This window comes from Hornefia porci, from assembly GCF_001940235.1.
In the GTDB taxonomy this organism is placed as follows: Bacteria; Bacillota; Clostridia; order Peptostreptococcales; family Anaerovoracaceae; genus Aminicella; species Aminicella porci.
The window spans coordinates 1935019-1947756 of sequence record NZ_MJIE01000001.1 but is presented as its reverse complement, the minus strand read 5'-3'; the positions used below and the strand labels follow the sequence as shown (position 1 = coordinate 1947756).

General features: G+C 54.2%; 8 protein-coding genes. 6 read left to right on the top strand and 2 right to left on the bottom strand.

All coding sequences use genetic code 11. From position 1 onward, the window contains the following. Position 1 precedes the first annotated feature (1 nt). The 3 genes from nrdG to BHK98_RS09110 all read left to right on the top strand — a co-directional run bounded on the left by nrdG (position 2) and on the right by BHK98_RS09110 (position 7170). Complete coding sequence (gene nrdG, locus BHK98_RS09120; protein WP_075713587.1) at positions 2–544, top strand: anaerobic ribonucleoside-triphosphate reductase activating protein; 543 nt, start codon at positions 2–4, stop codon at positions 542–544. A 544-nt stretch (positions 545–1088) separates the two neighbouring features. After that, on the top strand, positions 1089–5921 hold the full coding sequence (locus tag BHK98_RS09115) for an InlB B-repeat-containing protein (RefSeq protein ID WP_075713585.1): 4833 nt from the start codon (positions 1089–1091) through the stop codon (positions 5919–5921). Positions 5922–6291: 370 nt separating this feature from the next. After that, a complete protein-coding gene (locus BHK98_RS09110; RefSeq protein WP_075713583.1) occupies positions 6292–7170 on the top strand; it encodes a LysR family transcriptional regulator in 879 nt (292 codons plus the stop codon). Here BHK98_RS09110 and BHK98_RS09105 read toward each other — a convergent pair. Further along, entirely contained in the window at positions 7167–8123 is a 957-nt protein-coding gene (locus BHK98_RS09105) for a DMT family transporter (RefSeq protein WP_075713581.1), read from the bottom strand. The two genes, BHK98_RS09110 and BHK98_RS09105, sit on opposite strands and share 4 nt — an antisense overlap. A gap of 640 nt (positions 8124–8763) precedes the next feature. Between BHK98_RS09105 and hslO the strand changes: the two genes are divergently transcribed. Next, on the top strand, positions 8764–9717 hold the full coding sequence (gene hslO / locus BHK98_RS09100; protein WP_342718785.1) for an Hsp33 family molecular chaperone HslO: 954 nt from the start codon (positions 8764–8766) through the stop codon (positions 9715–9717). 98 nt (positions 9718–9815) lie between these two features. Here the strand turns inward: hslO and BHK98_RS09095 are convergent, their stop codons facing one another. After that, positions 9816–10412: a hydrolase gene (locus tag BHK98_RS09095; protein ID WP_075713579.1), complete on the bottom strand. Its 597-nt coding sequence runs from the start codon at positions 10410–10412 to the stop codon at positions 9816–9818. Positions 10413–10767: 355 nt separating this feature from the next. On the opposite strand from BHK98_RS09095, the gene epsC reads away from it, so the two are divergent. Continuing rightward, entirely contained in the window at positions 10768–11793 is a 1026-nt protein-coding gene (gene epsC / locus BHK98_RS09090) for a serine O-acetyltransferase EpsC (RefSeq protein ID WP_083628205.1), read from the top strand. Between the two features lie 123 nt (positions 11794–11916). Beyond that, positions 11917–12684 (top strand): histidine phosphatase family protein, encoded by a 768-nt coding sequence (locus BHK98_RS09085; RefSeq protein WP_075713577.1) that lies wholly within the window; start codon positions 11917–11919, stop codon positions 12682–12684. Positions 12685–12738: the final 54 nt, after the last annotated feature.

Here is a 12738-nt window from a genome sequence, read left to right as displayed (position 1 = left end):
CGTGGGCGCGGCTCTTCGGCTCGCCGGCGTTATCCGCGAATCCATCGTAGACGGTCCCGGAATACGGTTCGTCATCTTCTGTCAGGGCTGCCCTCACCGGTGCCCCGGCTGTCATAACGCCGAAACTCACGATTTCTCCGGCGGCTATGACTGTGATATCGACAAAATCCTCGCCGCTGTGGACGCTAACCCCCTTCTTCAGGGGATCACCTTCAGCGGCGGAGAGCCGGCGTGTCAGCCGGCTCCTTTCTATGCGCTGGCAAAGGAGATCAAACGCCGCGGTCTGAATGTCTGGATGTATACCGGGTACACGCTGGAGGAGCTGTCCCGCCTGGCCCGCTCCGGGCCGGAAAGCCCCTGCCGGCTGGCAGAGGACCGGAAAGCGCTGCGAAAGCTGCTGAACACCATCGACGTTCTGGTTGACGGAAAATACATAGAGGCGCAGCGCGACCTGACCCTCCGGTACCGCGGAAGCACCAACCAGCGGGTCATCGACATGAACCAGACCCGCGAAACCGGCACGCTGACCCTGACAGAATACTGAAACCTGATGCGGTGCGGCCAGCGCATTATGATATGCCCGGGCACCCCCCCTGAACCAGAATGTGTTCACCTTCCTGTCGTTCCTGAACGAAGAAGGCGGACACTTTTATTTTGTGTTGAAAGGCAAATAACACCGTGGTAGAATTACCTCACAAGTTATTATAAAAGCGCTGCTAACGGAAACGGGGTGAAAAGCCCCTACTGTCCACAGCAACCGTGAATGCCGCAGGGCATGAGTCGGGAGACGAGCAGTGGCTTGGATGGTTCATTCCTGAGGCACGTATGTCCATCCATTCAGACAGGGAAACGAGCGTAGAGAGCTTCGGGTTATAGCGGCGCGAAGTTCTGCAGATACGGCACTTTCTGATGTTATTATTGGTTTTGAAACAATGGTTGTGTGTTGACGGCATTGATTTGGATTTGCTGCGATCATTGCGATACATAGGCTGCCTCAGGGCGGTTTTTTTGTTTTCCGAAAAGGAAAGGGAGGTGTAGAAAGGGAAAACGAAAACCGGCAGGTTAATCGAGGAAAGGATAAGAAAAAAATGAAAACAAGAAATCTCAGGAGCAGAATCACAATTCTACTCCTGGCGGTACTGATGACCGTAACCTTCATGCCGGGACTTTCTTTCATGACCGGCACGACAGACGTATATGCGGCAACGTCCGTCAGCGACGTTTTCGAAGGACTGCCGGTCACGGCGAACCCGGGAACGGGAACGACACAGTGGACGGCGACTGCCGACAAGATCCTGAAGTCCGGTAATGCCGGTAAGAGTTACTCCACGAGTACCCTGACACTGACATTTACGGCAGACACTCATATTTCTTTTGAGTACAAAGTGTCCTCAGAAAAGAAATATGATAAATTCAGCATCATGCACGGCAGCACAGCGCTGGTGAAAGACGCCAGCGGAGAAGTCGACTGGACCGGAGCGGAGGCTGACGTCAAATCCGGCGATACGATGGTCTTTACCTATTCAAAGGACAGCAGCGGAGACGGTGGAGACGATACTTGCTATCTGCGCAATTTCAGTGCGGGAGAGGCTTTAGTCGTCACCTTCCACAACGGTTCAGAAACCCTTGAGCAGAAAATCTACGGCGGCAAAGGCACACTGCAGACCAACACGTTCACCAGAACAGGGCAGGTCTTTGCCGGATGGGCGGAATCCGCAGACGGCACAGTGAAATATCCGGACGGTGCAGGCATTACACTGAACAGTTCCATCGATCTGTACGCCGTATGGGATGACGCTTATACAGTAATATTCGATAATAACGGCAGCACCGATTCCGTTGACGTTGCCCGGAACACCGCAATCGGAACCGCAAAGATGCCCGCGGATCCGACCAGAAAAGGATATACCTTCGGCGGCTGGTATAACAAAGAAGATCGGCTGACGAAGGACACCGTGATCAAAAGCGATGTAACCTACACAGCAAAATGGACGCCGGTCACATATACTGTCCGTTTCGATGCAAACGGGGGAACCGGAACAATGGACTCCATTACAGCCACCTATGATCAGGAAGTTGTTCTGCCGAAGAACGGGTTTACCCGCAGCGGATATACCTTTGTCGGCTGGGGGACTTCCGGCTCCTCAAAAACCTACGGAGAAGATCAGACTGTCAGTAACCTGAAAAGCAGACAGGACGACGTGCAGACACTGTACGCGGTCTGGGCAGGAAATGACGTCGCCGTTACTGTCGATCTGAACTATGACACCGATAACAGGACGGTCTCCCGAACCGGAGTCGTAGGATCGAACTACAACTACATCAGCTCCGGGTCTTCCGCAAAGTACAGCGAGCTGAAGGACCCGACGAGAGACGGCTGGAACTTCAAAGGCTGGTTCGATGCGGCAGAAGGCGGGTACACAATTACCAGTCAGTACAAATTTACAGCGGAAGACGCTCTGAAAGGGAAAACCCTGTACGCCCACTGGGCGCAGGCGGTAACTCTCACCTTTGATGCCAACGGCGGAAGCTGCTATGTATCCTCCAAGAGCATCGACAGAGGGACTGCCTACGGCTCTCTGCCCTCCGCATCCCTGGACGGAAAGGTCTTCGACGGCTGGTATACCGCCGCAGAGGGAGGTCAGAAAATTGATCCGGATACTGTTTTCAATGAAAACACCCGGCTTTACGCACACTATCGCAACTATCAGAACAGAATTTCCTTCAGCGCCAACGGCGGCGAAGGCAGTATGGAGCCTCTGACCGTAGAGAACGGCGTAACTGCAAGACTTCCGAAATGCACATTCACCCGGGACGGATATAAGTTTGTGAAATGGTGCGCAAGCAGTTCTCCGTCCAACTGGTCGAAATCATATGACGATGAAGAGGACTACATCTGGAACGCCTCTTACGGTGACGGTTACGGACAGACACTGTATGCCGTCTGGGAGGAAACTGTATTCCACAAGGCATTTACATCTGTCCGGACAGCTCTTCCGGAGGACGACATCGTCCGGAATACAGGTTCCCTGAAACTGCCGACAGAGGGCGACGGGTATAAAGTATCTTATAAAAGCAGTGACACTGACTGCATATCCGACACCGGAGATGTAACCGCTCTGCCGCTGATGGGTACTGTCAACGTTACGATTACGGCAACCGTCACCGACACATCAGACAACTCCACACAGAGCAAAGACTTTGTTCTCACGGTCTATTCCGAAAAGGCGATTCAGACCACTGAATCTCTGAATACCGCGGCAGCCTCGCTCACCGGCAATCTGACTCCTGTCTTCGGAACAGATACCGATGCGACCGAAATAATCCGCACACGGCTGAAAAATTCCGGATACGAGAACATTACAATATCCGTGAAGGAGAAATCCGAAGGAAGATATTCCTCCATCGACAAAGATGGAACGATCCACTATTACTTCAATCCCGCGATGTCCGGCAACGGCGATTATTTCTATACGACATTCCTGCTCAGCAGAGACGGCATCACCGTTGAAAAACAGATGTACACTCTGATGCCGTGGGATCAGAAAAAGGTTTCAGAAGTACTGCAGTCTGAACTGGATCGCATAACATTTCCGTCAGAGCCGGTCACAAAGGGCGGACTGTCAACGCTTCCGCGTTATCCGGTCAAAGAAGGCGTAACCAGTCCTGATTACAGTCAGTACGACAACTTCAACGGCTGGGCGACGGTCACATGGACATCGGACGATTCTTCCGTCGTAAAGGTGGGAGACGCGCCGGACTACCCATATTATTCACCGTATGCGGTGACCGTTAACCCAAAGGCTTATGACAAGGAGGTCAGACTGACCGCAACAATCCGATGCAACAGTCTGGACGCTGTCACGGTAACAAAGGATTACACCGTGACTGTCAAAGGAACCTCTGAGAACGCAAACGAAGCATTGGAGGCCGAGCTTCAGGAAAAACTGGACAAGGGCATGGAGAATCCGGGTCTCACCGATTTTTCCACAGGCAGGGCGCTGGACACCGACCGTGTCACAGACAATATACAGTTCCCGACGACCAGAGATTTCAGGATCGATGGCAAATATCAGCCGGTTACGATCACCAGCAGCAACGAGGACGTGATTGAACCCTGGAAGAACAAGGACGGCGAGCCCCTGAACAATGCGGCATCCGTCAAAGTCTATCGGCCTCTTCCGGGAAAGCCTCCGGTAAAAGTCACGATTACGGTAACCATCACAGACAAGGCGACCGGCGTCAAAGTCTCCAGAAACATCGACGTCACCGTACAGCCGCTGACACAAGAGGAACTGGAAACCGCTAAAGCATTAATGAAAAAAGCCGTGAGCGGATACTGGGACGGAATAAGAAACAATAATACAGCGAAAGATAACATCACCGGAGATCTGCAGAGTTTCCAGGAAATCAACGCCGACAATGACGGTTCAGTCTCTTTCATATACCGGGCCGATGAAAAAACCCGGACCGGCGTCAGTGCGGATACCTATGTGGAGAATCCTGACGGCGGCAATGATAATGACTACCGCAGATTCAACTCCAGCGAACCCTCTGTGATAGCCGATTCCAACCTGCTTGTCAGCAAACCGGAATACGATACAGAGGTCACCGTAGACAGTTATCTGACACATGAAGTCTACGGAAAATACTTTGTAAAAGCCCGAAAAGACGGTGACAAAGACGCAATGTCGCTGTTTGCCGGGCTCTATCGTCAGCATGCAGAAGCGACGATGACGGTCAGGGGCGAAAAAGGTGCGGATCCCAATCCGGACGCCGGAGTTTCCGTATCCTTCCGTCTGCTCGGACAGAAGGGTGAAACCCTCCTGAATCTGAGAACGGTTTCCGTTAAGAAAAACGCTTCCGCCTTCGATGTTCTGACAAAGGCATTAAAGGAAAACGGGTATTCCTATACAGGAAGCTCCAGCTACATCTCAGCCATAACAACGCCCTCCGGCAAAGTTCTGGCTCAGAAGGAGGCCGGGGACAACAGCGGATGGATGTACAAAGTCAACGGCGAATTAACCGACAAAACACTCGGGGAAATGAAACTGCAGGACGGAGATGAGATGGTGTTCTTCTATACCTCTGATTATACTGCGAAAACGGCTGTCATCACATTTGATTCCGACGGAGGCTCTAAAATCGCCGCCGTGACGGTCGGCAAAGGGCAAAAGATCGCCGCACCGGCAGCGCCGGAAAAAGACGGATACAATTTCGCCGGCTGGTATGATTCTGCAGGAAACAAATTCGATTTCAATACGATAATCGAGGACGACCTGACGCTGAAGGCCGCATGGAGCAAAAAGGACGCTGTAAAACCCAATCCGGAAGAAACCGCAGAAAAGCCTCTGCTTCAGGCCAGATCCCTCAGTCAGACGAAAAAATCACTCCGTCTCCAATGGAAGAAAATCTCCGGAGCGGCCAGCTATACTGTCTACGCAAGCAGATGTGACGGGAAGAAAAACTACAAAAAAGTCACCTCTACAAGAGGTCTGAAAACGACTGTCAGCCGGATTTCCGGAAAGAAACTCAGAAAAGGCACTTACTATAAGATGTACGTTGTCGCAAAGGACAGCCGCGGCAGGATTCTCTCAAAATCGCTGACTGTTCATGTCACAACAGACGGAGGCAAGTATACCAATCCCGGAAAGCTCTCCCTGCAGAACGCCTCCGCAATCAGAAAAAAACTGAAGTCCATGAAGCCCGGACAGACCTGCAAGGTCAGCACGAGGCAGACACTTCAGTCGAAAAAACTGAAATTCCGGAAGCATCGCGGAGTGGTGTACGAATCCTCTGACCCGTCGGTCGCAACAGTAAGCTCCTCCGGGAAGATCAGAGCTGTGAAAGCCGGCTCCTGCTCGGTCTACGCTTATGCGCAGAACGGAGTTTACGTCAGAGTCACTGTCACTGTCAGGTAACGCCGGAATTCTTTCAGGAGAAACACCGTGCGGTAAAATAACAACTCTATTATACAGGGAGCCACGTTCTTCATACAGAGCGGGCTTCCTGTATGCCATTCAGGCTTGCCGCATCAAATGCTGCGGCAGTTTTTATTCATGAACAAAGCGATTGCGTCAGGCCGCCGCATTGGTCAAAAAAAGAAAACCGTCACGTTGCGAATTGGGGATCGCTCTGTGACGTCTTTCCAGTGTAATTATTATTCGTTTAAGGCATTATATGGAAGACCTTACCTCTCTTCCTTGACTTATGATAATATATCACATATAATAAGTAAAATGTTTTTTTCTTATATTTGAAATTACAGATTCTAATATCGGAGGGAGCGCCATGGATAACCGAAAATATGAAGCGCTGATCAACATCGCCGAGACCGGCAGCATCACACAGGCCGCGGAACGCATGGGCTACACGCAGTCCGGAATCACTCAGATGATCAACTCTCTGGAGCGGGAACTGGGCGTCAGACTTCTTCGACGCACCAACAAAGGAGCCAATCTGACGCAGAACGGGCTGACGCTGCTGCCGTACATGCGGGAGGAGCATCGCTGGGAGCGGACGATCCGGCAGGAATGCGACCGGATGAGCGGCAAGGAAACCGGAACTGTTACAGTGGGGTGCCTCTCCAGCATCAGCACCGCCTGGATGCCGCGCATCCTGGAAATCTTCGCGCAGCAGTTTCCGAATATCAAGATCAACATGCTGGAGCACGAGGCCCCGGAGCTGGAGCGCATGCTGATGAGCGGGCGCATCGATCTGGCTCTGATGGAGGTGGCGGAGAAGAAGAGCTACATTTCCCGGGTTCTGGTATGGGACGAGGTCTTCGCCGTCGTCCCGGAGAATCATCCTTTGTCCCTGAAAGACAAAATCACGCTGGAGGAGATGAGCCAATATCCCTTCATCTCCTACGCGACCGGAGCGATTTCCCGGCCGGACGAGCTGTGGCCGGAGACCTTCACCTCCCACAAAGTCAAGTTCAACGTCATGTATACCTGCAAAAATGACATGACTGCGATTCAGATGGTCAAGCATCATCTGGGCGTCACGCTGGCCGGCGACCTGATGCTGGAGAATTATCCTCCGGACACCATCAACATCTCCCTGGATCCGCCCATGTTCCGTTCTCTCGGAATCGCACAAAGACCGGGCGAGGAGCCTTTGCCCGCCACCCGGTCCTTTACAGAGTGCGTTATCGATACGGTCGGTTAACCTCTGGCCCTGGCCGCCGAGCTCTCGGCTTCCAGCTTCTGAAGCGCCTCGTCGCTGACCGTGACGAGGGTTTCCCGTGCCAGACCGCGCCTGGCGTCGTACAGCGTCAGGAACGATGCGGAAATCAGCAGGACAATTCCGACAATCGTGTTCCAGTAAACCGTTTCGTTCAGCAGGAGAACGGCCAGAAACGGTGCAATTGCAGGCTTGATGAAGAAGGCGATGGAACCCGTCGTCGCGTCGGAGCAGCGAATCGCGATGAAATAGAACAGATAGCCGAGGCCGGTCACGAAGATTCCGCAGTATGCGACGATCATCCAGTTGTCCGCCACGCCGTCCATGACCGGGCGGCCGGTACCGGCGATAACTGCCAGCAGCACCAGCGATCCCAGGATGAAGCTGATGCTGGTCTGCGCGAACGTTCCGATTCTGCCGACGGTGCGTTTTCCCATGACGGTGTACGCCGCGAAGGTCACGGATGCGATGAGCATCAGGATGATTCCGGGAATCGTATTTCCCTCCTGCACGTCCCAGGGCCGGATCATGAACACTGCCGCGGCCAGCCCGATTACAAAGGCCGCGCTCTTCACTCTGTCCATTTTCTCAGAGGTGAACAGATGGGCGATGACCATCGTGAACAGCGGATTCAGACAGATCAGAGCCGCAGCCGTCGCCGCGTTGCATCTCTCGACGCCCAGCTGAAAGCAGAGCATACTCACGGGAATCCCCATAACGCCGACCAGGAACAGCCAGCCCGCCTCCCCTTTTGTTATCCGAAGACTGTTCTTCCTTGCCTCCACAATTCCGAAGGGCGCCAGAATCAGACCGCCGATCATGAACCGCAGGAACGTGAGCTGTACGGAATCCATGTTTCCGCCCCCTGTTTTCAGGGCAACCTCCATCGTGCCAAATAAAAACGCCGTCAGACACACGCAAACGACCACCTTTTTCATAACAATAATGCACTTCCTTTCCTTATACGCCTCGATTTTATCACCGCAGCAAAAAAAATCAAGGCTTTTCGCCTTTGGCAGATTATTTAGATTTCACCCCGGCCTTTCCCCGACCGGGCTGCAGCGGCGACACCAAGGCCGCCCGGGCAGCTGCTGTTCCCGGCCGCCGCAAAAACCAACAGGCTCCGGCGTTCTGTCACCGCCGGAGTCTGTCAGGTTTTCTTTTATGAGTTATTATGTGAGAAAGAATGTTTTGAAAGAAAGTGTTGAAAGAAAGTATTATTGTTTTATCTGTGAGTTTGTGAGGTGTTGTCTGCTGTCTATCATCTCCCTTCGACAGTTTTAAGTATAGAGGTCTTATGTGATGATCCGGGAACGCTTTCCCGTAGTTTAGTTGTCGTTTCTTCTGCGTAAACTGACGGTTCCTTGTCGGTTATGTGAATTCACGGCGCAATATGTCCGCGAACCCTCTCCGCAGATGCAGTCCGGTCGCGCCATCTGTCCAGATGCAGAGCCGGCCGCGCCATCTGTTCCGATACGGTCCGGCTGCAGCTCCGGCTTCAGATGCTGTTGCAAATCCCCTCGCTTCTCGGTATACTGGTATTATCGAAATAAAGAAATGCCGGAAACGTTCCGGATTATGAGAGAAAAACAGACTGACGCAGCCGCAGAGGGCGGAACAGATTACAGGAAAGCAGGGACTACAATGAACGACTACATCGCGCGGGCCACCGCGGCAGACAACAGCATCCGGGCATTTGCCATTCGCTCCACAGATCTGGTGGAGGAAGCGCGCCGGATCCATCACATGTCACCCGTCTGCACCGCAGCGCTGGGCAGACTTTTGTCGGCGGGAGCAATGATGGGTTCTATGATGAAGGGTGACGGAGATCTTCTGACCATCCAGTACCGGTGCGACGGCCCCATCGGCGACATGACCGTCACGGCGGACAGCGCCGGCAATGTCAAGGGATATGTGGCGGATCCTCAGGTGGACATCCCGAGGAAGTACAAAGGAAAGCTTGACGTCGGCTCCGCCGTCGGGCACGGCATCCTCAGCGTCAGCATGGATCTGGGACTGCGGGATCCTTACAGCGGACAGTGCGAGATTCAGACCGGAGAAATCGGCGACGATCTTGCCTACTATTTTACAATGTCGGAGCAGACACCCTCCGCGGTGGGGCTGGGCGTGAAGGTGGATACCGACTGCTCCGTGCTTCAGGCGGGCGGATTCATTCTGCAGCTCATGCCCTTTGCCGATGAGGAGACGGTTTCCGCGCTGGAAAACCGGGTCGCGGAACTGGAGCCGGTAACCGCGATGCTGGAGCGCGGCATGGGACCGGAGGAAATTCTGACGCACATCCTCGGAGACATGGGGCTCGATATATTTGAGACCGGGGACTGCCGCTTTCACTGCGACTGCTCTAAGGAGAGAGTTTCCCGGGCTCTGGCCACACTGAACAAAAAAGACCTGGATGAAATCATCGCCGACGGCGAGTCCATCGAGGTCCGATGCTGGTTCTGCAACAAAGCCTATCAGTTTTCAATTCCTGAGCTGACCGCAATTGAGGAGTACGGCTCCCGGCAGGGCTGACCGCTTCTTCAGATGAGTCCGCAGCCGCCGCCAGGGCAGACGCAGCAGAAAGACGGCCGCCCGGGCGCAGACCCGGCAAAAATGGCGGCCGCCCGGCTTTATTCCTCGAGGCCGAGGTCTTTCATTTCCGCATCCACAGCGGCCTCGCAGCTCTGCATAGCCTGTATGGTTTTGTCGAAAAGCTCATCCAGCTCTACGCCCATCATCTCAGCGCCTGCCTGAATGACCTCCCGGTCGCAGCCGGCCGCGAAATTCAGATTCTTGAACTTCTTCCGCACCGACTTCACCTTCATATCCATCACACTCTTCGACGGATGCATCAGCGCCACAGCACCGATCAGCCCCGTCAGCTCGTCCGTCGCATAGAGAACCTTCTCCATCTCGTGCTCCGGCTTCACATCCACCGTCAGATCATAGCCGTGACTCACCACGCCGTGGATGATATCCTCGTCCACGCCGGCTTCCTTCAGAAGCTCCGGAGCTTTGAGACAGTGCTCCTGCGGATATTCCTCAAAGTCGATATCGTGAAGCAGTCCGACAATGCCCCAGAAGTCTCTGTCCTCGCCGTATCCCAGTTCCTCGGCATACCAGCGCATGACGCCCTCCACCGTCAGTCCGTGACGGATGTGGAAAGGCTCTTTATTATATTTCCGAAGAAGCTCCAGAGCCTCTTCCCTTGAAATGTGTTCTTTCATTGCGTGCACCTCCATACGTTGCCGCCCGGAGCCGCCGGCCTGTTATCCACTTCGCCGGACGCAGCCTACGCGGGCAGCTCTTCTGTTCTTTATCTTCCGATTATATAACTCGGCGGAAATCCTGTCAAACCTGTTTTATCAACGCGAAAACGGGATATAAAATAAAAATGTATATGCACGGTCAGGCGCATTTGTGTCCTGATTATTTCGTTTAAGGCGTATGCGGGAATTTACGGTGCGGCAATGCAGCACACGGCACGGCACCGCGGCCGCGCGATGCGGCGAATCGCGTCAGACGGCGCGCACCGCGGCCGCACGGGAGACTCGCGTACAGCAGGAAAGTAAGGTACCAGCAATGACAGTGAAAAACATCAAGGATCTGGATGTTCTAGATATCTGCCGGATCTGCGACGGCGGCGGCGATATCGACGAGGACGCCCTGAACAAAGAGATGGACGATATCGTTCAGGAGGTTCTCGCAGATTACAGCCACGGCAGAGACATCGACAACATGAATGTATTCGAGCAGCCGGATCAGGAAATTGTGGAAGAAATCATCCATGAGCTGCTGATGATTTTGTTCCCCGGTTATTACCGCGAAAAGGAATACCGCACCCGCAGCACGCACATCAAGCTCAGCGTCCTGATTGAAGACGTGATGTACGACCTGCGGAAGCAGATTGAGGTCGCGCTGCTGTTCGACCCGGAATACTCGGACAGCAAGAAGATCGTCCGGAAGCGGGCGGCGCAGAAAATCTGTCTGGACTATTTCCGCAAGATCCCGAAAATGCGGGAATACCTGAATACAGACATACAGGCCACCTTCGACGGCGACCCTGCGGCGGACAGCAAGGACGAGATCGTCCTGGCTTATCCCGGGCTGCTGGCGACAGCCATCTACCGCATGGCGCACGAGCTGTTTCTGCTGAAGGTTCCTCTGCTGCCCCGCATGATGACTGAGTATGCACACCGCGTCACCGGCGTGGACATCCATCCCGGCGCGACCATCGGAAAATACTTCTTCATCGACCACGCCACCGGCATTGTTGTGGGCTCCACCTCCATCATCGGCGAACACGTCAAGGTGTATCAGGGCGTGACCATCGGAGCGCTGTCCACAAAGGAGGGTCACAAGCTTCACGGAAGCAAGCGTCATCCGACGATCGAGGACAATGTGACCCTGTACTCCGGGGCCTCCATCCTCGGCGGCAACACCGTCATCGGCGAAGGCTCCGTCATCGGCGGCAACTCTTTTGTAACAAAATCTATCGCCCCGCACTCCACCGTCACCATCAAGACTCACGAGATGGTGCTGGGCGCGAAAAACAAACCCGAAGAGAAGGAACTGGAACAGGACTCCACATGGTTCTACGTGATTTAGGCGGCAACGGATGCGACAGGCAGGACGCACGCCGCGCACTGCGGGCATGACACGCGCGGCAGCGAATCAAGGGACTTCTCAGAAATTATTCACACAAAGCAGATTTCAAAGAAAGGGACTTCATTGAAAACAACGATAATTTTAGTCCGGCATGGCGAAACAGAATGGAACCGGGCAGGAAAATTCCAGGGAATGAGCGATATTCCTCTCAGCGAGACAGGACGATACCAGGCGTCCTGCGCCCGCGACGCTCTGAAAGGCACGGTGATTGACGCCGCATACGCAAGTCCGCTGCGCCGGGCTATGGAAACGGCCCGCATCATCCTGCAGGATCGCAGAATCGCTCCGGAGCCGGTGTTCGATTTTCATGAACAAAACGCAGGTGCATGGGAAGGCCTGACCGCCGAGGAAATCCGTCTCCGGTATCCGAAGGAGCTCGAGCTCTGGAGCAGCCGTCCCAGTCAGGTTCAGATTCCCGACGGAGAAACGTTTCTGCACGTTCAGCAGCGCGCATCGCGTGCGTTCTGGGAATGCGTCCACGCCAATCCCGGGAAGACGATACTTATCGCATCTCATATGGTCTGCCTGTCCGCCCTGCTTCTGGGGATCGCCAACCTCCCGATTGACGAGATCTGGGAGCACCCGATTTCCAACGCGGGACTGAACCGGGTGGAGGTATTCACCCCTGCGGAAACCGCTTCAGTCACAGAAACCCCTTCGGGCGGCGCGGCGTCTGCCTCTGCGGCAGGCGGTCCGCAGGACGCCGGACCCCGTCCGGGCGAACGCGCGTCAATCACCGTCTGGAATGAAGACAGTCATCTTCCGGAAGAGTTCCGGCGCAGACCGATGTTCCGCAAACAGCAGCCTTCGCAGACTCAGCAGGCGCAATAAATTTCGGGATCGGCAGGCACAAAAAATGTCCGGGGATTCCCCGGACATGCACAA

Coding starts and splice junctions, on each gene's coding strand:
- BHK98_RS09115 (WP_075713585.1), top strand. CDS start 1,089: ATGAAAACAAGAAATCTCAGGAGCAGAATCACAATTCTACTCCTGGCG.
- BHK98_RS09110 (WP_075713583.1), top strand. CDS start 6,292: ATGGATAACCGAAAATATGAAGCGCTGATCAACATCGCCGAGACCGGC.
- BHK98_RS09105 (WP_075713581.1), bottom strand. CDS start 8,123: ATGAAAAAGGTGGTCGTTTGCGTGTGTCTGACGGCGTTTTTATTTGGC.
- hslO (WP_342718785.1), top strand. CDS start 8,764: ATGAGAGAAAAACAGACTGACGCAGCCGCAGAGGGCGGAACAGATTAC.
- BHK98_RS09095 (WP_075713579.1), bottom strand. CDS start 10,412: ATGAAAGAACACATTTCAAGGGAAGAGGCTCTGGAGCTTCTTCGGAAA.
- epsC (WP_083628205.1), top strand. CDS start 10,768: ATGACAGTGAAAAACATCAAGGATCTGGATGTTCTAGATATCTGCCGG.